We start from the raw sequence: 20,889 nt of genomic DNA on the forward strand, positions 1-20,889 counted from the left end.
CATGCCACCCCGTACCAAGACCGTCTCGAGCGCTCCCTCCACGATGAAGGAGCTCAAGGACACCCTGTGGAAGGCTGCCGACAAACTGCGCGGCTCCCTGTCCGCGTCGCAGTACAAGGACGTCATCCTCGGCCTGGTGTTCCTCAAGTACGTCTCCGACGCCTACGAGGAGCGTCACGAGGCGATCCGCGCGGACCTGCTGGCCGATGGCTTCGAGGAGTCGCAGATCGGACCGCTGCTCAACGACCCCGACGAGTACCAGGGGTACGGGGTGTTCGTCGTGCCGCAGCAGGCGCGCTGGGCGTACCTGTCGGAGAACTCCAAGGGCAAGCCCGCGGTCGGCAGCGAGCCGCCGCGTACCATTGGGTCGCTCGTCAACGACGCGATGGACGTCGTCATGGGCGCCAACCCGAGCTTGGTCGGCACGCTGCCGCGGATCTACAACCGCGACAACATCGACCAACGGCGCCTCGGCGAACTCGTCGACCTGTTCAACAGCACCCGGTTCAGCCGGCAGGGCGAGCACAAGGCCCGCGACCTCATGGGCGAGGTGTACGAGTACTTCCTTGGCGCGTTCGCCCGCGCCGAAGGCAAGCGCGGCGGCGAGTTCTTCACTCCGCCCTCAGTGGTCAAGGTGATCGTCGAGGTGCTCGAGCCGCATGAGGGTCGCGTTTACGACCCGTGCTGCGGCTCCGGCGGCATGTTCGTGCAGACCGAGAAGTTCGTCCACGACCACGACGGCGATCCGAAGAATGTCGCGATCTACGGCCAGGAGCTCAACGAGGAGACATGGCGCCTGGCGAAGATGAACCTCGCGATCCACGGCATCGACAACAAGGGCCTAGGCGCCCGGTGGGGCGATACGTTCGCCCGGGACCAGCACCCGGACGTCCTCATGGACTTCGTCATGGCGAACCCGCCGTTCAACATCAAGGACTGGGCGCGCAACGTCGAGGACCCGCGCTGGCGGTACGGGGTCCCGCCCGCCACCAACGCGAACTACGCCTGGATTCAGCACATCCTGTCCAAGCTTGCCCCCGGCGGACGTGCCGGCGTCGTGATGGCGAACGGGTCGATGTCGTCGAACTCGAACGGCGAGGGCGACATCCGCCGGCAGATCGTCGAGGCCGACCTTGTCGCCTGCATGGTCGCCCTGCCGACGCAGCTGTTCCGCAGCACCGGTATCCCCGTGTGCCTGTGGTTCTTCGCCAAGGACAAGACCGCGGGCACGCAGGGGTCGATCGACCGTACCGGGCAGGTGCTGTTCATCGATGCCCGCGAGCTCGGACACATGGTCGACCGCGCCGAGCGCGACCTGTCGGTCGAAGACATCACGAAGATCGGCAGCACGTACCACGCGTGGCGCGGGTCGGCGTCGACGGTCGGCGAATACGAGGACATTGCGGGCTATTGCCGGTCTGTCTCGCTTACGGAGATCGAGGCGGCCGGTTACGCGCTGACACCAGGTCGCTATGTCGGATCGGCCGACGGCGCGGTCGACGACGAGAGCGCCGGCGACAAGGTCGAACGCTTGACGCGTCAGCTTCTACACGCGCTGGACGAGTCGAGCCAGCACGACGCCGTTGTCCGCTCCAGCCTGGAGCGCCTCGATGGCTGACTTGGTAGAGATGTCCTTCGGTGACCTTGGTGACCTCTTCGACGGCCCGCACGCTACTCCCGTACGCCGTCAGTCCGGGCCGTACTTCCTGAACATTTCCAGCCTTCAATCAGGACGCCTCAATCTTGCCGAGTCGGACCATGTTTCGCCAGAAGACTTCTCGAAGTGGACTCGCCGCGTGACCCCTCGTGCGGGCGATCTGCTCTTCTCGTACGAGACGCGTCTGGGTGAAGCCGCGCTGATGGTCGACGGAGTGGAAGCGTGCCTTGGGCGCCGAATGGCGCTCCTCCGCCCGAACCTGTCCATCGTCGACCCTCGATTCCTGCTCTATTACTACTTGAGCCCGGGATTCCAGCGCATTATCGCGACCAACGCGATCCACGGCGCAACGGTTTCGCGCATCGGCCTCGCGGCTATGCCGAAGTGGCACGTGGAAATCCCGGAACTGGCGAGGCAGCGGGCGATTGCCGAGGTGCTCGGGGCGCTCGACGACAAGATCGCCGCCAACGACCGCGCATCGGCGCTTGCGGACGACCTGGCTCGTTCGCGCTATCACCTGCACGTCGCGAGCCGCCCGACGAGCCGAATGTCCGATGTGCTCGTTCCACTGCTCGGCGGGACGCCCACCAGGTCCGACTCGCGATTCTGGGACGGCGCGGTGCCGTGGGTTTCGGCTAAGGACGTGACCAGTGCGAGTCACGGCGTCATCAGAGCGACGTCCGAGGGAATTTCACAATCGGCCACCAGAGTCGCTCGTCTTCGCCCGCTTCCCGTCGGCTCCGTTGTACTGACTGCGCGCGGAACGGTTGGACGCGTCGCGCGCTTGGATGTCGCGGCGTCGATCAACCAGTCGTGTTATGGATTCGTCCCAGGGCGGCTACCCGCGGGAGCCCTGCGATTTGTCGTGGAGGCCGCCTCGGACCAAGCTCGAGCGTTGGCGCACGGATCTGTATTCGACACGATCACCATGCGGACATTCGACCACGTCCTTATCCCCGACCTGACCGACGACGAGTGGAACGGTATCGAGGGAGACGTGCGACCGCTACTTGGGCTGGTGTCGGGACTCGTTCGTGAGAACTCGGTTCTGGCGAAGACGCGAGATGAACTGCTTCCGCTGATGATGTCGGGCAAGGTCCGGGTCCGCGATGCTGAGAAGAGGGTGGAGGAGGTGCTCTGATGGTGAGTGAGGCGGAGTGGGAGGACATCGCGCTCGAGCGGCTGTCCGAGCACGGCTGGGAGCCGCTCGCCGGCGCGCAGGTCGCGCCGGGCGCCGAGCTAGGGCGCTCGTCGTGGGACGACATCGTGCTGCGCGACCGGGCGATGGCCGCGCTGCGCCGTCTCAACCCGCTCGTGCCGGAGGGGTACCTGGAGCAGGCGCTGGCGGAGGTGCTGTCGCCGGCGTCGCAGGACCCGATCGCGGAGAACTTCCGGCTGCACGAGGTGCTCGTGCACGGGTACCGCGGCATCACGTACGTCGACCCCGACGGGGTCGAGCAGAACCCGACGATCCGCTTCGTCAGCCACCGCGTCGAGGACAACGAGTGGCTGACCGTCAACCAGGTGACGATCCGCTCGGCCGAGCATGAGCGCCGGTTCGACGTGGTGCTGTACCTAAACGGCTTGCCCGTCGTCGTCGTTGAGCTGAAGAAGGCCGGTGCCGAGCGCGCCGACGTGTCGGCCGCGCACGCGCAGCTCGAGACGTACCTGCGCGAGTTCCCGATGGCGTTCCGGTTCGTCGTGCTGACGATCGTCAGCGACGGCATCACGGCCCGGTACGGCACGCCGTTCACGCCGCTCAACCACTACTCACCGTGGAACGTCGACGACGACGGCCGCCGCGTCACGCCCGGTGCCGACGTGCGCGACGACAGCCTCGGACTGGAGATCGAGCTGCTCATCGATGGGGTCTGCAACCCGGAGCGGTTCCTACAGCTGCAGCGCAACTTCGTCGCGTTCGACGAGGGCGCCGAGGGATACGACAAGCGGATCGCCAAGCCGCACCAGTACTTCGCGGTCACCAAGGCCGTCGGGTCGACGGTGACCGCGGTCGAGAGCAACGGCAAGGCCGGCGTCGTGTGGCACACGCAGGGCTCAGGCAAGTCGATGGAGATGGAGCTATACGCGCACCTCGTCGCTCTGCAGCCCAAGCTCAAGAACCCGACGCTCGTCGTCGTCACCGACCGGACCGAGCTCGACAGCCAGCTCTTTGAGGCGTTCAACCGGTCGAGGTTGCTCGCCGAAAGCCCGGTGAGTGTCACTTCCCGCGGGCAGCTTCGCGACGCGTTGACGGCCCGGGCGACCGGCGGGATCTACTTCACGACGCTGCAGAAGTTCGGGCTTACCGAGGACGAGCGCAAGGCCGGCGCGGACCACCCGCTGCTCACCGACCGGCGCAACATCGTCGTCGTCGTCGACGAGGCGCACCGCAGCCACTACGACGACCTCGACGGCTACGCCCGCCACATCCGCGACGCGCTGCCCAACGCCGCGTTTATCGCGTTCACCGGCACCCCGATCTCGTTCGTCGACCGCAACACGGCCGAGGTGTTCGGCGAGGTGATCGACACCTACGACCTCACACGCGCTGTCGAGGACGGCGCGACGGTCCCGGTCTACTTCGAGCCGCGTCTCATCTCCGTCAAGCTCGCTACCGACGTCTCCGACGAGGACCTCGACACCGCGGCCGACGAGGCGTCGACCGGGCTCGACGAGGTCGAGCGGGAGCGGATCGAGAAGTCCGTGGCGGTCATCAACGCCGTCTACGGGGCGCCCGCGCGCATTTCCGCGCTCGCCGACGACCTGCTCGACCACTGGGACAAGCGCTCGCAGGCCATGCGCCCGTTCCTGGAGTCGCCGGGTAAGGCGTTCATCGTCGGTGCGACCCGGGAGATCTGTGCCCAGCTCTACGAGGAGATCGTCGCCCGCCGGCCGCAGTGGCACGACGACGTCGTCGACAAGGGGTCCATCAAGGTCGTCTACTCCGGCTCGGCGGCAGACAAGGGCATCGTCGCGAAGCACGTGCGCCGCGACGCGCAGAACAAGGTCATCCAGAAGCGCCTCAAGGACGCCGACGACCCGCTTCAGATCGTCATCGTCAAGGACATGATGCTCACCGGCTTCGACGCGCCGCCGCTGCATACGCTCTACCTGGACCGGCCGCTGAAGGGCGCCCTGCTCATGCAGACCCTCGCCCGCGTCAACCGGACCTTCCGAGGCAAGCCCGACGGTCTGCTCGTCGCGTACGCCCCGCTGGCCGACAACCTCAACAAGGCGCTGGCCGAGTACACCGAGAAGGACCAGGCGACCAAGCCCGTCGGCCGCAACATCGACGAGGCCGCGGCGCTGGCCCGCGCGCTCATCGAGGCGCTCGACGCGGTCTGCGCCGGCTACCCGTGGCAGCAGCAGATCGGCGCCGACGCGAAAAGTTGGATCAAGGCCGCCGTCGGCGTCACCAACCACCTGCGGTCACCCGCCACCGCCGGCAACCATGCGGCCGACGGCGTCGAGACGCTCGGTGCCCGGTTCCGCCGGCTCGCGAACCAGCTCGCGCGGGCCTGGGCCCTCGCGTCCGGCTCGCAGACGCTCGACGACCTGCGCCGGACCGCGAAGTTTTACGAAGAGGTCCGCGTCTGGATGGCGAAGTTCGACGCGAACGAGCGGCAGTCCTCCGGTGAGCCCGTGCCCGAGGAGATCAGCCGCATGCTCGCCGGCCTCGTCGCGACCGCGACCGCGACAGGCGAGATCGTCGACATCTACGACGCCGCAGGACTGCCTAAGCCCTCGCTGTCCGACCTGGGCCCGGAGTACGTCCACCGTGCCCAGCGGGCTGACAACCCGCACCTGGCGATCGAGGCCCTGCGTGACCTGCTCATCGAGGAGTCCGCGCGCGTCACCCAGAACAGCATCGTCCGTCAGCGCGCGTTCTCCGAGAAGCTCAAGGAGCTGATGAACCGCTACACCAACCAGCAGCTCACCTCGGCGGAGGTCATCGCCGAGCTCATCGAGCTCGCCAAGGAGGTCGCCGCCGAAGCCACCCGCGGCGAGCAGTTCACCCCGCCTCTCAACTCCGACGAGCTTGCGTTCTACGACGCCGTCGCCGCGAACGAGTCCGCGGTGGATGTCCAGGGCGATGACGTCCTCGCTCAGATTGCGCGCGAGCTTGTCGCCGTCATGCGCCGCGATATCAAGACCGACTGGACCGTGCGCGACGACGTGCGCGCCAAACTCCGCTCGTCCATCAAGCGGCTGCTCGTCAAGTACAGGTACCCACCGGACAAGCAGCTTGGCGCCATCACGCTCGTCATGGAGCAAATGGAGAGCATGGCCCCCCGGGTGGCGGCCCAGGGGTCAACCTCGTTCGTTGCCACGTTGGAGCCGTGATGGGGTCGAAGGATACGAAGAGCGCGGCGAGCCCTATCTCACCCGGGCAGGGCCAACTCGCCTTCGAGGACCAGGACCTATTCGAGCACTTCGAAGACTCCGTCGAGACCGGGATCACTGAAGATACCGCCAAAGCCTCAGTGGACGCGCTGCTCGCGAGTGCGAGCCGCTACTCCACCCCTTCCGAGTACCGCGACCTCGTGGCGTTCGTCGGTAAGCTGCCTCGGTACAGCCCGTTCAACCGGATGCTCGTACACATCCAGGACCCGGGAGCAAAGTACGTGGCCACGGCCGCCCGGTGGCGATCAGAGTTTGGACGGGAAATCACGCCGGGCGCTCGGCCGATCATCGTCTTACAGCCGATGGGGCCGGTCCTCATCGTCTTCGATGTCCGGCATACTGAGGCCGTGGGACCGAACCCCAGGCCGGTCCCAACGAGCGCCACCGACCCTATCGCCATCGGCTATCGGGCACCCGAAACTGAGATCGAAACTCGGTGGTCACGGATCGAGCACAACGCGATCCGCGACGGTATCCGCATTTCGCTCGTCGACCACGGCGCTCACGCGGGCGGTTCGACGACGTCCCGCCTTTCGTCGGGGATCATGTTGTCCCGGCCGTCTCGCGCACGCGACGCGGCGGGCCGCCCGGAAAAGTTCCCGCTTCGTTACGACGTCGAGGTGAACGGCACTCTGAGGCGGCGCGACCAGTACGCGACGCTCGTGCACGAACTCGCGCACATCTACTGCGGGCACCTTGGATCGCCGAATGAGAAGAACTGGCCGTCGCGTCCGCGAACCCCGCACGACGTGGAAGAGGTCGAGGCGGAGTCAGTCGTCCACATGATCGTCTCGCGCGTCGACCCGGGCGTCGTGATGGGCGACTACATCCAGGGCCATCTTGACAAAGCAGGTGTGCCCCCGGGCGTGAGCCTCAACGCGATGACTAAGGCCGCAGGGCTGATCGAGGACATGGGTGACAGTTGGCTCCCCGCCCGCAAGCACGGTCGCGGCTGATCTGTGCGGTATCGAGTCGCTGAAACCCAGTCCCGAGCGAGCTCGTCGCAGGCAATTTCTACTTTGAGGTGAGCTCCTGACACTCAGTCTGACGCGCGAGACTACAACGGCCGCTGCTCCCGCTAGACCGTCGTCACCAAAGTTCCTGACGCACCTCTTGCACCCGTGTAGATCGCCGAAGATGCGTGACGTGACCGGTTGACCGGTTCGGTCCCCACGTTCGGCCCTCGACGCCGATCTCCCCGGTGCGGACACCTCAGCCTCGGATGCCCCCAGCACCGCGCCAACATCGAACCTGGGTGAAACACGGCGTCGTCGAGGTGCTACTGGTGGCCGGTGGGGCCAGCGAGCCCGGGCAGGTAGTAGCGCAGCAAGGTCTGGACGGCCTCGTCGAACACGAGGCGATCGCCGTAGACGGCGGCCAGATGCCACAGCCAGCGGGCCAACTGTTGTGCGTTCTGCTCGTGGAGGACCACGATCTCCTCCAGGTCGGCGAGCTGGCGAGCGATCGCGGCCTCGCCTGCGTCGAGCTCACGGATGCGCGTCGTGGCGTCCTGGCCGAGCAACTTGAGCTTGGCGGCGAGCGCGCGGTCACGACGGGCGGCAGCACGCTGTCGGGTGAGCGCACGTGACCGTTTGGATTATTCGGCCGACCGCTCGCGGCGAGCGGCCCGCGCGCTCTGATCGGAGCAGTACCGGCCCCCGTGACGGGCACGCTCATCGGGGACTGCTCGCGCACACTCTGAGCGAGCGCATCGGCGCTCGCGGGTCGGTGCGGTGCGGGCTTGGCGCATGCAACCCGGCGAGCATTATTTCGCCCGTCGGCGCAGGCGCTCGACATCGACGACGCGATCGCAGCCGTCGCGCGCGCACGACTTTGGGACTGGAGGCTTCCACGACGACAGCCCCTTGCGACGGGCGATGTAGTCACGCGAGGATGAGACGCTCGCGCACCCTGGCGAGCGATATCTTGCGGTCAAACGTCGGGCTGCGGGTATCGGCGCGTTGCAGGTGATGTTGGCGCACAGCCGGACCGTCTCTGGCGTCGAGGTGTTCACGTCTGGGACATCGTCGTCGGGGGTCGAGCGCGGGGACCGATACCGGTCAACCAATCACGTCACGCGACGCAGCCGATTTACACGGGTGCAAGAGGCGCGTCACGAATTTCGGTGTCGGCGGTCTTCGGCGGCGACAGCGGCACTCAGGAGGAGCTCGCGTGGTCGTTCGAGCGGAGCCTTGGCGCGAGCTGGTCGGCTCCGGAGGCGACTTCGATGAGGTGGGCGTGAGGTCGTGCTCGTCGATGTCGTGGCCACCGGCCGAACTCCGCTCCTGACCAACTCCGTCCGTGTCACCGGTTACGAGGCCTTCACCGACATCGACGCGACCGTCCGTGACCTCGGGCCTACGCACTAACGTCAAGGAGAACGCGGCCCGCGGCCACCTCGCCGAGTTCCTGGTCGCCAAGGCCGGTCGGCGCCGCGGGGCCGCGCATTGAATCGAACGAAAGTATCATATTGACTATTCACGGGCTCTGTGATCCGTGCGGCGGCCTACTCGACCATGTCGAGGACAACTTCATCGGCCACGGCACCCTCTGAGTGGAGGAGTGGCTATGGCGTCCCAGGTACGAGCGCCTGCAGGTTCGCCGAAATGTGCCGAGGTCGATATCACAGATACCCTGGCCAGCACTCGGCACGGCGCGTCAGGGCGAGCAATTAGCGCCTACAAGCACGCATCTCTCGGCGGCACTGGACATTAATGCAGCCCGCATCCTTGTAAGTACCGGGCATCCCGCGTCATCTACTAAGGATCTGATGACCTCCTGGTGCCCGACGACCCGGAAAGTGTATCGCCTCGGACGAGCGGGTGCGCAGTTCAAGACCCAGAGTGGACTTCGCACAGTAGAATAACCGGGAGGCGACCAAACTGAACCTACGGAACGCGCGCATGGAATGGGCCAGACATATCGCGCCCACCCTCACGCCACATCAGCATCCCTACGACGAAAGCAGTTCCGTCCGGCCACTGCGTGAACTGGATCTCCAGTGCACATCCCGGATCAATATCTGTGCTGCCATGTTCCTCAAGCGCTACGCCATTCCGTGAAATCTCTACCCGGACATCTTCGGCCGACGTCCGGCCACCGTTTTCAACGACTAGAGACCACTGCGGTGAATATGTTCCTTGCTTCACCGCAACCGACAAGCTCGCATCCGACGGCTGGCGCTCGATTTCCGCTGGTAGCGCGACCTGTTCGCTTGCCCACGGGTCGGACCACCAGCTTCTGCGGCGGTCTGTCATCTGAACGCGCCACCACACCGCTACCACCATGACGAGCGCAACGAGCCAGGCCGCGGCCTGCGTCAAATTTGAGAACGAGTCGTGTGCCCAAGGCTGCAGCGTAAACCAGCACACGCCGGTTGCCCCAGCGATGGGTCCAACGGTCCACCACCATCTCGCACTTTTGCCGATTCGTCGAACGTAGTGCGCGTGACGAATTCCCTCAAATTTTGCCGAACGGGGCCGACCGCTCGCGACGCCCTCAATCACAAGCGCCTGTCCGATCGAAAGCTGGAATGGCTCGCATTCCCAGCGATTCAAGTCGCCGCCACCATCGACATGCTTCCCGTTAGCGAGCAGTCGAACGAATCTCACCTTCTCGCAACCTACCAGTTCTGTTGAGAACAGGCATAAGCCGCTCTTGTTTAACGGCGAGAACTGTTTGTCCAACTCGATGTCTCTGTGGCCCGTGTTTACGGCAACTAGCTTAAAGATGTGCGGGTTCGATACATTTTGACCCAAGACGCGCGCCACATTAGTGCGGCGTCCATCCTTGGCGAATCGGTGCGAACGTAGCTGCCACGCCATCACCACCTCATCGTCTGGCCGATCACGCTGGCGCAACACACTCACGCCTGAGAGAACGGCCAGCAGCAGCGTCGTCCCAATGGCTAACAAGTCCCCAGCCGTCACCTGGGCGTCCAGATCCATGTGCACAGTGTGAACCACCGCGCGATAGCGTGGCCGCGCGGACTGCCGCACGATGGAGGACGCCGACGCCAGAGGGGGCATCGTGGGCGGGGGATTCGCCTTCCTCTGCCTTCCTCGCCGCGTGGAACAGTGGATGAGGCTCTTGAAGGCTGGGGCGACTGAGGTCGGCGGTTCCATTCGGGTGCGGTAGTCACGGCGGCGCCGCGGCGCGTCACGGCCCGGGGTCGTGCCTGGCGGGCACGGCCCCCAGTCCGGACGAGCTGGTCCACCAGGAACTGTAGATGGGCTGTCTCGCTTGGCGACGTGCTCAGAGGGGCACGCAGGGGGCACGAGATGCAGGAATGAGGACAAGAACCGCGGAATGTCAACGATTCTGGGCCACCGATCCTAGAGGATCAACTTCTTACCGCCGCCGCTCCAGGAAGGCCGACTCGCCGCGTCCGTTCGGCGAGAACCGGAAATCGCCAAGCCAGGCACGTACAGACCGCTTCCGGGACATCCGGTCGGGTCAGCTTGGTGCGACCTGGTGACGCAAGCGCCCATGTGTGGCTGAATGGCCCCCATGCCAGCGACCGCGTACGTCACCGGCCTGGGCCGGTACCTTCCCGGCGAACCGGTAGCCAACGAGGACGTGGCCCGCCGGCTCGGCGGCGTCGGCAGGCGCACGGACGGTCTGCGCGCCCGTATCCAGCGCGCCAACGGCATCCGGCAGCGGTACTACGCGCTGGACGACGAAGGCCGCACCACCGAGCTCAACGAGGAGCTCGCCGTCCACGCGATCGAGGACGCGCTGGCCGACCGGGGGATCGCCGCATCCGACCTGGGCATGCTCGCGTGCGCGACGACGCAGGGTGACCTGCTGGTGCCGGGGTTCGCGTCGATGGTGCACGGGCGGCTCGGCGGCGGGCCGATGCAGACGCTGACGGCGGGCGGCGTGTGCGCGTCGAGCATCGCCGCGCTCGACGCGGCGGTGAGCAAGGTGCGGCTCGGCGACCACCCGCGGGCGGTGGTGGTGGGCTCGGAGCTGGCCAGCCGGTGGCTGCACCAGCGGCGGTTCGACGGCGTCGAGGACCACCTGGACGCGCACTTCCTGCGGTGGATGCTGTCCGACGGCGCGGGCGCGGCGATCGTCGAGTTCCAGCCCCGCCCCGACAGGCCGTCGCTGCGCGTGGACTGGGTCCGGCAGGTCTCCCTGGCGCACGAGCACGAGGTCTGCATGCGCGCGGGCCTCGACGGGCCCACCGCCGTCGCGGGGCGGACCTGGCAGGACTACGACGACGTGGCCACCGCCGAGAAGGCCGGGCTGATGCAGATCCGGCAGGAGACGGCCGTGCTCGACGAGCTCGCCGCGGCGGGGCTCGCGCAGTTCGAGGAGCTCGTTGACCGCGGCCTGATCGACCTGAAGAAGCTCGACCACGTGCTCTGCCACTACAGCACCAACGCCTTCCGCGACGTCGTCTTCGACGCGCTGAGCACCCGCGTGCCCGGCATGGACACGAGCCGCTGGTTCTCCAACCTGGAGACCTGCGGCAACACCGGCGCGGCGAGCATCTTCATCGCGCTGGAGGAGGCGTGGCGCACCGGGCGCTTCGCGCCGGGCGACACGATCCTCCTCGCCGTCCCCGAGTCCGGACGGTTCTCGTTCGGGTTCGCCCACCTGACCGTCGTCGCACCGCGAGGGAGCAGCAGATGACCAGCACCGGGATCAGCACGGAGACGAGCACCGTGACCGTCGAGGGCTACCGCCCGCCGCAGCCGGACCGGGCGGCCGGGCTGCTCGCCCGGCTCGCCGACGTCTGGACGGAGTTCGAGGCCCGGCTGGCCGAGGTGCCGATCCTGCGGGCGCTCGACGCCGGGGACGTGACGGTCGCCGACTACCAGCGGCTGCTGCACAACCTGCGCCAGCAGGTGGTCGACGGGTCGTTGTGGATCGCGCGGGCGGCGTCGAACTTCGACATGGACCACTTCGACCTGCGCTCGGCCGCCATCTCGCACGCGCTGGAGGAGCACCGCGACCACCTGCTCCTCGAACGCGACTACGTCGCCGTCGGCGGCTCCCTCGAGGCGCTGCGCGCGGGGCGCAAGAACCTCGGCTCGCAGGCGCTGTCCGGCTACATGTTCCACGAGGCGAGCCGGCCGAACCCGGTCGGGTGCCTCGGCGCGATGTTCATCATCGAGGGGCTCGGCGCGCAGAAGGCCGGGGTGTGGGCCCGGCGCTTCCAGGAGGCGCTCGGGCTGGCGGACAACCAGGTGCACTTCATGGCCTACCACCAGGACGCCGACGCCGAGCACACCGGCACGCTGGACGCCATCCTCACCTCGGACCGGATCGACGACGACGCGGCCGACGCCATCGTCACCTGCGCCCGTGTGGTCGCCCGGCTCTACGTCATGCAGCTGACCGAGCTGGACGAGATCTGATGCCCGTGAGGTCCGACCCGAGCATGTGGGAGGCGATCTACGCCGACCCCTCGGTGCCGCTCGACAAGCCGCTGGTGCGGATGATCATCGAGGACCAGCAACGACCGTCGCGCCGTCTGCTGTACCCGATCGCGCGGATCGTCTCCCGGGTGCTGGTGGCCGTGCTCTCCGTCATCAAGCGGGTGTTCCCCGGCCGGTGGATGACGCTGACCACCATGGACGCACTGTGCCTGTGGTTCCTGCGCCGGTTCGTGGCGCCGGACGCCGTCGAGCTGCTCATCCGCCACTTCGTGGTCGAGACGAACCTGGTGAACTTCATCATCCGCAACACCCCGGCCGCCATCGAGCCGGTCACGCTGCGCCCGACGACGCTGGCCGGGCTGGGCGACAACGCCGTCGTCGAGCACGACGTCAACGTCTACGACGTGCTCATCGCGCTCGAGGGGATAGACATCGCGGCGCCCGAGCGCCTGAACTTCGCCCAGCTCGACGTGCCGGACCTCGACCCCGAACGCCGCCGCCCCCGGCTGCTGCGCCTCGACATCCAGACGGCCCTGTGCCTGATGAACATCCCGTTCTGCATCGCGCTGAACCTGGAGGAGTTCCGCCGGGCGATCCACTCGCTGCGCTTCGACGACTCCTTCCTGAGCATCCTCGCCGTCCTGACCGACGACGAGACCTTCGAGCACTGGAAGATGGGCGCGCTGAGCCTCTGGATGGACACGAACGTCGACGTCCCGCAGCTCGTCTACCGGCACGCGCTGGTGTGCGAGTACGCCCACGCCCACCTCGTCTCGATCGCGCAGCGGCGGGGCGAGGAGGTGTAGGGGCTACCCCGCGCGGCGGAACAGGTAGATCGCGTTCACGAGGCCCCGGGTGACGGTGCCCTCGCCGGTGGACATGACCCGCGCGGTCGACGTCGAGCCGGTCTGGACGAACACGTGGCTCACGTGCTCGAGCGACCAGCCGAGCGCCTCGATCGGCCCGAGAACCTCGACGCCCCCGGAGTACTCGGACACCGTGTTGTCGGACGAGCCGAACCCCGAGCTCTGCCCCGTGAGCGCCGAGACCGTCGCCGTGAACTGGAAGAACGCGTCGCCGCGTTGGTACGCCGTCGTCGCGCGACCCAGCGGGCTGGCGGCGAACTCGGCGCGCCGCTGCTCCTCGGCCCGCGCCGCCTCGGCGGCCTGCTGCTCGCGCTGACGGGCCTCCTTCTCCAGCCGCAGGGCTTCCTTCTCCTGCTCGGACTTACCCCACGCCATGGCATCTCCGTCGTCGCGCACCGATGTGGACCGTGATCGCGTCCGCCCGAGAGCGCCCGCGACGTCGGCATGATGGCACGCCCGGTGGGAGGATCGCCCGATGGACCAGCGCGACATCGACGCCGAGCTCGCCGCGGCGGGGGAGCTGCTCGACTTGCCGTCGGCGGCGCACCTCGCGTACGTCGCGCAGGACGGCACGCCGCGCGTCGTCCCGGTCGGGTTCTTCTGGACGGGCGAGGAGTTCGTCGTCTCGACGGCGGAGACGGCGCCCAAGGTCGCGGCGCTGACGGAACGCCCGGACGTCGCGCTGACCCTGGACGCGGACGTTCCGGGCGCGGGGGCCCGGTCGCTGTCGGTGCGGGGGCGCGCGGAGGTCCGCATCGTCGACGGCGTGGTGGACGAGTACCTCGCCGCGGCCCGCAAGGGCATGGCCGGCGAGGAGTACGAGCAGTTCGCGGCGGCCTGCCGGGGGCTGTACGACCGGATGGCGCGCATCGCGATCCGGCCGCGCTGGGCGCGCTACTACGACTTCGGCGCGGGTCGGGTACCGCGGTTCCTGCAGGAGCTCGCCGAGCGCGCCGGAGGCTGACGGGGCGCGCCGGCGGTCGGCCGGTCCGGCTCAGTCGGTGATGACGTCCCAGACCCACGCCGTCGCGGGCGCGCAGCCGAGGGTCGCGAGGGCGCGGACGGCGGCGTCCGCGGCGCGGTCCCGGTCCGCCCCGAGGAAGAGTTGGGCGAAGTTGTCCGTGGCGTACCCGTCGAGCCGGTGCGGGGCGTGCCAGCCGTCCTCGACGAGCGCGCGCTGCTGCTCCGGCGTGGAGGGCCAGAAGGCGTCGCTGACGCACTCGACCACGTACCCCTCCGGCCGGCACAGCGCCTGGACGTAGCGGGTGGCGGGCTCCCGCACGCGCCGTCGTCGGCCGAACAGCCCGCGCTCGGGCGGAAGGAAGGGATCCGGGGGCGGCGGCTCGCGGAGCACCAGAGCGTCCTCGGGGCGCAGCGCGCGCAGCCGCGCGTCGAGCTCGTCCCGTACGGGGGTCCACGCGTCCGCCATGAGGTCTGTCTACCGCAGGACGTCACGACACGTCGGCCCCGAGGAGGCCAGATCAGGCCGTGGCCGAGAAAGTGGTATGCGCTGGTATCTTCCTGGCATGGACGCAGAGACACGGCGGGGAGCCGCCGCGGCGACGGGCGCCGCGCTCCTGGTGAACGAGCTGGGCTACGGAGCGGGGCCGGCGCGACGCGTCGTCGTCGCGCTCGCCGACCCCGACGAGCGCGTGGCGCTCCGGTGGGGGCGGGACGGCACGGAGGTCGAGGTCCCCCTGGCCGCGCCGGTCCGCACCCCGGGCTGGTCCGTGGGCTGGCACCGGGTGGGCGAGCTGCCGCCCGACATGCCCGCGGGGGAGCACCGGCTCCGGCTGGTCCGCGGCGACGGCTCCGAGATGGTGCGGACCGTCGGCGTGGGGCCGGGTCGCTGGCAGGCGGTCGCCGTGTCCGACGTGCTCGCGTACTTCCGCTCGGTCCGGTCGTTCGGCGAGATCGACCGCAAGGACCGCGCCGCGGCGTTCTACGACGACCCCGCGCGCCCGCCGGTCGACGCGCGCGGCGGCTGGCTGGACGCGTCGGGCGACTTCAGCAAGTTCCTCAGCCACCTCACCTACACGGACCTCATGAGTCCGCAGCAGATCCCGCTGTGCGCGTGGGCGTTCGCCGCGGCCCGCGACGACCTGGCGCGCGCCCACCCGCGCGTCGCCGCGGCGCAGGGCTCGCGCCTGCGCGACGAGGCCCTGCACGGGGCCGACTTCCTGGTGCGGTTCCAGGCCCCGGAGGGGTACTTCTACACGGGGATCTTCGACGCGCTGACCAAGGACCTCGACGAGCGGGTGGTGACCGCGCCGCTGCAGGACAGCGTCCGCACCCAGCGCTGGCAGGCCGCCTTCCGGCACGGCGGGGGCGTGGCGATCGCCGCCCTCGCCCGCGCCTCGACCCTCGACGCCGACGGCGAGTTCTCCCGCGACCGCTACCTCGAGGCGGCGGTGCGGGGGCACGCCCACCTCGTCGAGCACAACACGGACTACCTGTTCAACGGCGTCGAGACCGTCCTCGACGACTACTGCGCCGCGCTGGCCGCGGCCGAGCTGGTCCTCGCCGCGCGGGCACGGGGCGCGGAGACCGCGCCCTTCCGCGCCCCGCTCGAGCGCCGCGTCGCGAACCTCCTCGCCGCCGTCCGCCACGACGCGGCGGGACGCGCGTACCTCGTCGCCGCGCCCGACGGGAGGACGTACCACCACGCGGCGGAGACAGGCCTCCCCGTGCTCGCCCTCCTGCGCGCGGCCGAGGCCGTCGACGCGGAGCGGCCACAGCTCGCGGACGACGCGCGCCGCGCCGCGGTCGACCTGGCGCTCGGCGCGCTCGACCGGGCGACGGCGGTGCCCAACCCGTTCGAGCACCCGCGGCACGTCGTCGCGGCACGCGGCGACGGCTCGACGATGGAGCAGTTCTTCTTCCCGCACGAGAACGAGACCGGCTACTGGTGGCAGGGGGAGAACGCGAACGTCGCGTCGCTGAGCGCCGCCGCGAGCGCCGCCGCGGCCGTGGCCCCCGCCGCGGACGCCGGACGCCTGCGCGACTGGGCCGAGCACCTCCTCGGCTGGGTCGTCGGGCTCAACCCGTACGCCGCGTGCATGCTCCAGGGGCGGGGCAGCGGCGCCGTCGAGTACTCCCAGGACTTCCCGAACCTGCCCGGCGGCATCCTCAACGGGATCACCGGCGGGTTCGACGACGAGTCCGACATCGACTTCGCGCCGCCGGGTCCGATGGCGACGGGGGAGTCGTGGCGGTGGGCGGAGCAGTGGATCCCGCACTCGGCCTGGTTCCTGCTCGCCGTGAGCGGTGCCCGATGACCGCGGCCCGCCGCGACGTCGTCGTCCGCGGCTTCCACCCGAGCGACCTGCCCGCCATGTACGACGTGTGCCTGCGCACGGGCGACTCGGGGCGGGACGCCACGCCCCTGTACGACGACCGGCACCTGCTGGGGCACGTGTACTGCGGCCCGTACCCCGTCGCCGACCCGGGCCTCACGTTCGTGGCCGTCGACGAGCTCGGCGTGGCGGGGTACGTCGTCGCGACGGCGGACGCCCGCGCGTTCTCCACGTGGCGCCGCAGCGTCTGGTACCCGCGGCTGCGGGACGCCTACCCGCGCGGCAGCCGCCGCCCGGGGCTGGAGTCCGACCGGATCGCGGAGATCTGGTCGGACACCGACCCCGGCGGCGACGTGCTGGACGCCTACCCCGCCGAGCTGCACATCGACCTGCTGCCCCGGCTGCAGGGCCGGGGCGTGGGCCGGGCTCTCACCGAGCGGCTGTGGTCGGCGCTGCGGGCCCGCGGGGTGCCGGGCGTGCACCTCGGCGTGGGGTCGGGGAACCCCGGCGCCAGGGCCTTCTACCTCGCCATGGGGTACACCGAGCACGCGGTGCACGACTGGGGCTCGACGATGGTGAAGGACCTCCGCTGACGGGGCCTCACGCCCGGTCCGACACGGACTCGACCCAGCGCCTGGTCGCCTCGATGTCGTCCCCGGTGGCGCGCCGGCGCCGGCCGAGCCCGCCGCGCTGCCACGGGCGCGGCCCGTCCAGCGGCCGGTAGGCGACGCCGCGGGCGTCGAGCACGTCGAGGGCGCGGAGGATCCGCTCCTCGAGCTCGTCCTCGTCGTCCACCGCGCCCCGCCAGAGCACCTCGGCCATCGCCAGGGCCCGCGGGAAGACGGCGTACTCGAGCTCCTCGCGCGTGGTGATCCACTCGGTCCACACCTGGAACTGGCCGCCGCGGACGTTTCGTCGTGCCGTGTCGTCCCAGGTCGCGGGGGCGACGTCGAACCGCATCACGTCGCGCAGCGTGATCGGCCCGCCCTGGGCGCGCGGTTCGTCGGGGTCCGTCGACTGGTCGAAGTTGAAGTAGGTCGGGAACAGCGGCGTGCGGACGAGGGCGCCGGCGCGGGCCGCGCGCTCGGCGACGGCGTCCCCGCGCCAGGCGGTGACGGTCGCGGCGGGGGTCAGCCCGCCGGTCACGAAGGCCTCGTCCCACATGAGGACCGACACTCCACGCGCCTCGAGCCGGGCGGCGAGCTCGCGCAGGAACCAGGCGTGCAGGTCCTCGCCGGTCCGGAGGCCGAGCGCCTCGCGGTGGGCGACGACCTCCGGGTCGTCCTCCCACCAGCCCATGTCGCACTCGTCGCCGCCCAGGTGGACGTACCGGATGCCGGTGGCGTCGACCAGCTCCGCGAGGACCCGGTCGAGCACCTCCACGGTTCGCGGCAGAGGGGCGACCGAGCTGCCGCCTGCGCCCACGGTCTGCAGCACGTCGACCTGCTCGCCCGGTCGGCCCAGCTCGGGCAGCGCGGCGCGCAGGGCGGTGGTGTGGCCGGGCAGGTCGATCTCGGCGACGACCTCCATGCCGAGCGTCCGCGCGTGGTCGGTGAGCCGGCGCAGGTCCGCCAGGGCGAGGTAGCCGCCGTGCGGGGTGGGGTCGGTCGGCCCGTCGGGCCCGAAGGTCGTGCCCGGGCGGTGGGTGGCGACCTGCACGAGCCGCGGCTCGACGAACGACTCGACGCGCCACCCCTGGTCGTCGCTCAGGTGCAGGTGGAGGCGGTTGTACCCGAACAGGGCGAGGGTCTCGACGAGGTCGCGTAGGACCGGCACGCCGAAGTAGTGCCGGCTCACGTCCAGCATGGCGCCGCGGTGCGGGAACCGGGGCGTCGACTCCAGCTCGAGGCAGGGGAGGTCGAAGGGCCCGTCGTGACCTCCGGGGCCGTGGGCGCCCGGCGCCAGCAGCTGGGCCAGGGCGCCGAGCGCGTGGGCGAGGCCGGGCTCGTCGGCGGCCGTGAGCACGACGCGGTCCGAGGTCACCTCCAGCCGGTAGCTCTCGGGCGCGCGCGCCGGGTCGGCCACGACCTCGAGCGGCGGCCCGTCGGGGTCGAGCACTCCCCAGCCGGCGAGCCGGCGCCGCGTGGCACGGAGCCACGGCGCGGGGACGTCCCCGGTCGGCTCGAGCCCGCCGGCCGCCGACAGGGTGCCGGCCTTCAGATCGAGCCGGTCGGGGCGGGGGATCAAGGGGAGCATCGGACGGCCTCCGGTGGGTGGGATGGTGCGGTACGGATCTGAACGACCCCTATACTCTGTGGTACCAGCCGTGGTATCAAGTGGTAGGTACTGGTTTGCGCGTCGGAATGGTCCGGTCCGCGCCCTTCATGGACGAGGTGGCAACACGTTGGCTGAAGTGATCACGAGAGCCGCGCCCGAGGCGCGCGACGGAGGCGCGAGCGCGGTCGGACGCCGGCGGGTGCCGTTCCTCGTCCGGCTCCGCAACGACTACCCGGTGCTCCTCATGGTGGCGCCCGGCGCGATCGTCGTCGCCCTGTTCGTCTACATCCCGCTCGCCGGGAACGTCATCGCCTTCATGGACTACGTGCCGTTCCTCGGCCTCGGCGGGTCCACCTGGGTGGGCATGGACAACTTCACCACCCTCTTCGCGGACGACGCGTTCTGGCACGCGCTGACCAACACGCTCGCGATCACGGCGGTGCAGCTCCTCCTGTTCTTCCCCGTGCCGATCGTGCTCGCCGTCTTCCTCAGCTCCGTGCTGCGCCCCACCCTGCGCAAGTTCGTGCAGTCGGTGATCTACCTGCCGCACTTCCTGTCCTGGGTGATCATCGTGGCCCTCTTCCAGCAGCTGCTGGGCGGGGCCGGGGTGCTGAGCCGGCTTCTCGCCCAGCACGGGATGAGCGCCCTGGACGTCATGACCAACCCGGCCGCCTTCAAGCTGCTGCTCACGGCGCAGTCGATCTGGAAGGACGCGGGCTGGGGGACGATCGTCTTCCTCGCCGCGATCGCGGCGATCGACATCAGCCAGTACGAGGCGGCGACCATCGACGGCGCCGGGTCCGGCCGCCGGTTCTGGCACATCACCCTCCCCGGGATGCGCCCGATCATCGTGCTGATGCTGATTCTGCGGCTCGGGGACGCGCTCTCCGTCGGCTTCGAGCAGATCCTGCTGCAGCGCGACGCCGTCGGCGCGCAGGCCGCGGAGGTGCTGGACACCTACGTCTACTTCAACGGGATGGTCGACGGGAACTGGGGCACGGCGACAGCCGCCGGCCTGCTCAAGGGCGTCGTCAGCCTGGTGCTCGTGCTCGGCGCGAACCATCTCGCCCACCGCCTCGGCGAGGAAGGGATCTACCAGCGATGAGCGTCCTGACCGACAGCCCGCGGCCGCAGGCCGCTCCCGCCCCGCCCGTCCGCCGCCGCAAGGACAGCCTGCGGCCGGCGTGGCAGGGCCGGCCCCGGCCCCTGACCACGGCCGTGCGGGGCGTCGCCCTCGCCCTGATCTGCCTCCTCGTGATCTTCCCGTTCGCCGTCGTCGTGTCGACGTCGCTCGCGACCCAGGCGGAGATCGACGCGAACGGCGGCTACGTGGTGTGGGTGGCCAAGCCGACCATCGACGCCTACGTGCAGATCTTCAACGGGGGAGGGGTCACGCGGTCGATCGTCGTCAGCATCGGCGTGACGGCCGTCGGGACGGCGTTCAGCCTCGCCTGCACCACCCTCGCGGCGTACGCGCTCAGCCGCCGGGGGACCCTGTTCAACCGCGGGCTCGTCACGTACTTCCTGGTCACGCTGCTGTTCGCGCCCGGCATGATCCCCGTCTACCTGATGGTCAAGAGCCTCGGGATGCTCAACACCTACTGGGCGCTGATCATCCCCGTCGCCGTGAGCGCCTTCAACGTGATCATCATCCGCGGCTTCATCCAGGGGATCCCCCAGGAGATCTTCGACGCCGCGCGGATCGACGGCGCGAGCGAGTGGCGCACGTTCTGGCACCTGGCGCTGCCGCTGTCGCGGGCGTCGATCGCCGTCGTCGGCCTCTTCATCGCCGTCGGCTACTGGAACAACTACTTCGGCCCGCTGCTCTACCTCAACGACTCGTCGATGTGGCCGCTGCAGCTCCTCATGCGGTCGTTCGTCCTGCAGAACGACACCTCCGCGGCCGCGCAGATCCCCGGCACGGTGCCCCCGCCCCAGCAGGCGGTCCAGATGGCGCTGGTCGTGATCGCGATCGTCCCCATCCTGCTCGCCTACCCGTTCCTCCTCCGACACATGTCGAAGGGCATGCTCACCGGCTCGATCAAGGGCTGATCGAGAGC

General features: G+C 69.3%; 17 protein-coding genes. 13 read left to right on the forward strand and 4 right to left on the reverse strand.

Going from position 1 to position 20,889, the window contains the following annotated elements; translation table 11 throughout:
* Nucleotide 1: 1 nt before the first annotated feature.
* The 5 genes from ACWF41_RS13710 to ACWF41_RS13730 all read left to right on the forward strand — a co-directional run bounded on the left by ACWF41_RS13710 (nt 2) and on the right by ACWF41_RS13730 (nt 7,649).
* Nucleotides 2–1,618 (forward strand): class I SAM-dependent DNA methyltransferase, encoded by a 1,617-nt coding sequence (locus ACWF41_RS13710; RefSeq protein WP_380316163.1) that lies wholly within the window; start codon nt 2–4, stop codon nt 1,616–1,618.
* A complete protein-coding gene (locus tag ACWF41_RS13715; protein ID WP_380316166.1) occupies nt 1,611–2,798 on the forward strand; it encodes a restriction endonuclease subunit S in 1,188 nt (395 codons plus the stop codon). The genes ACWF41_RS13710 and ACWF41_RS13715 overlap by 8 nt, the downstream gene beginning before the upstream one ends.
* Nucleotides 2,798–6,001: a type I restriction endonuclease subunit R gene (locus ACWF41_RS13720; RefSeq protein WP_380316169.1), complete on the forward strand. Its 3,204-nt coding sequence runs from the start codon at nt 2,798–2,800 to the stop codon at nt 5,999–6,001. The genes ACWF41_RS13715 and ACWF41_RS13720 overlap by 1 nt, the downstream gene beginning before the upstream one ends.
* Nucleotides 5,998–7,017 carry a hypothetical protein gene (locus ACWF41_RS13725; RefSeq protein ID WP_380316172.1) on the forward strand — a complete coding sequence of 340 codons (1,020 nt, stop codon included), beginning with the start codon at nt 5,998–6,000 and terminating at the stop codon, nt 7,015–7,017. The genes ACWF41_RS13720 and ACWF41_RS13725 overlap by 4 nt, the downstream gene beginning before the upstream one ends.
* Before the next feature lie 299 nt (nt 7,018–7,316).
* Nucleotides 7,317–7,649, forward strand: a complete 333-nt coding sequence (locus ACWF41_RS13730) for a hypothetical protein (protein WP_380316175.1) — start codon at nt 7,317–7,319, stop codon at nt 7,647–7,649.
* 1,300 nt (nt 7,650–8,949) lie between these two features.
* On the opposite strand, the gene ACWF41_RS13735 is transcribed toward ACWF41_RS13730, so the two are convergent.
* Nucleotides 8,950–10,008, reverse strand: a complete 1,059-nt coding sequence (locus ACWF41_RS13735) for a hypothetical protein (RefSeq protein ID WP_380316178.1) — start codon at nt 10,006–10,008, stop codon at nt 8,950–8,952.
* 562 nt (nt 10,009–10,570) lie between these two features.
* On the opposite strand from ACWF41_RS13735, the gene ACWF41_RS13740 reads away from it, so the two are divergent.
* The 3 genes from ACWF41_RS13740 to ACWF41_RS13750 are packed head-to-tail and all read left to right on the forward strand — an operon-like array spanning nt 10,571 to nt 13,256.
* Nucleotides 10,571–11,701 (forward strand): 3-oxoacyl-[acyl-carrier-protein] synthase III C-terminal domain-containing protein, encoded by a 1,131-nt coding sequence (locus tag ACWF41_RS13740; protein ID WP_380316181.1) that lies wholly within the window; start codon nt 10,571–10,573, stop codon nt 11,699–11,701.
* Nucleotides 11,698–12,429 carry an iron-containing redox enzyme family protein gene (locus ACWF41_RS13745; protein WP_380316184.1) on the forward strand — a complete coding sequence of 244 codons (732 nt, stop codon included), beginning with the start codon at nt 11,698–11,700 and terminating at the stop codon, nt 12,427–12,429. The genes ACWF41_RS13740 and ACWF41_RS13745 overlap by 4 nt, the downstream gene beginning before the upstream one ends.
* The gene (locus tag ACWF41_RS13750) at nt 12,429–13,256 is read left to right on the forward strand and encodes a DUF6999 family protein (RefSeq protein WP_380316187.1); all 828 of its coding nucleotides are present in this window, start codon (nt 12,429–12,431) and stop codon (nt 13,254–13,256) included. Before ACWF41_RS13745 ends, ACWF41_RS13750 begins: the two co-directional genes overlap by 1 nt.
* A 3-nt stretch (nt 13,257–13,259) precedes the next feature.
* Here ACWF41_RS13750 and ACWF41_RS13755 read toward each other — a convergent pair whose 3' ends face one another.
* Entirely contained in the window at nt 13,260–13,691 is a 432-nt protein-coding gene (locus ACWF41_RS13755) for a hypothetical protein (RefSeq protein WP_380316190.1), read from the reverse strand.
* A gap of 100 nt (nt 13,692–13,791) precedes the next feature.
* Here ACWF41_RS13755 and ACWF41_RS13760 point away from each other — a divergent pair, with 100 nt between their 5' ends.
* On the forward strand, nt 13,792–14,280 hold the full coding sequence (locus ACWF41_RS13760) for a pyridoxamine 5'-phosphate oxidase family protein (RefSeq protein ID WP_380316193.1): 489 nt from the start codon (nt 13,792–13,794) through the stop codon (nt 14,278–14,280).
* Between the two features lie 30 nt (nt 14,281–14,310).
* On the opposite strand, the gene ACWF41_RS13765 is transcribed toward ACWF41_RS13760, so the two are convergent.
* On the reverse strand, nt 14,311–14,745 hold the full coding sequence (locus ACWF41_RS13765; protein WP_380316196.1) for a TY-Chap domain-containing protein: 435 nt from the start codon (nt 14,743–14,745) through the stop codon (nt 14,311–14,313).
* A gap of 97 nt (nt 14,746–14,842) precedes the next feature.
* Here ACWF41_RS13765 and ACWF41_RS13770 point away from each other — a divergent pair, with 97 nt between their 5' ends.
* Both ACWF41_RS13770 and ACWF41_RS13775 read left to right on the forward strand, forming a co-directional pair.
* Complete coding sequence (locus ACWF41_RS13770; RefSeq protein WP_380316199.1) at nt 14,843–16,594, forward strand: glycoside hydrolase family 9 protein; 1,752 nt, start codon at nt 14,843–14,845, stop codon at nt 16,592–16,594.
* The gene (locus ACWF41_RS13775) at nt 16,591–17,205 is read left to right on the forward strand and encodes a GNAT family N-acetyltransferase (RefSeq protein ID WP_380316202.1); all 615 of its coding nucleotides are present in this window, start codon (nt 16,591–16,593) and stop codon (nt 17,203–17,205) included. Before ACWF41_RS13770 ends, ACWF41_RS13775 begins: the two co-directional genes overlap by 4 nt.
* 7 nt (nt 17,206–17,212) lie before the next feature.
* On the opposite strand, the gene ACWF41_RS13780 is transcribed toward ACWF41_RS13775, so the two are convergent.
* Entirely contained in the window at nt 17,213–18,808 is a 1,596-nt protein-coding gene (locus tag ACWF41_RS13780) for a beta-N-acetylhexosaminidase (RefSeq protein ID WP_380316205.1), read from the reverse strand.
* Nucleotides 18,809–18,965: 157 nt separating this feature from the next.
* Here ACWF41_RS13780 and ACWF41_RS13785 point away from each other — a divergent pair, with 157 nt between their 5' ends.
* Nucleotides 18,966–19,934 (forward strand): ABC transporter permease, encoded by a 969-nt coding sequence (locus tag ACWF41_RS13785; protein WP_380316208.1) that lies wholly within the window; start codon nt 18,966–18,968, stop codon nt 19,932–19,934.
* A complete protein-coding gene (locus tag ACWF41_RS13790) occupies nt 19,931–20,881 on the forward strand; it encodes a carbohydrate ABC transporter permease (RefSeq protein ID WP_380316211.1) in 951 nt (316 codons plus the stop codon). Before ACWF41_RS13785 ends, ACWF41_RS13790 begins: the two co-directional genes overlap by 4 nt.
* Nucleotides 20,882–20,889: the final 8 nt, after the last annotated feature.

Source organism: Isoptericola sp. NPDC055063, assembly GCF_053608125.1.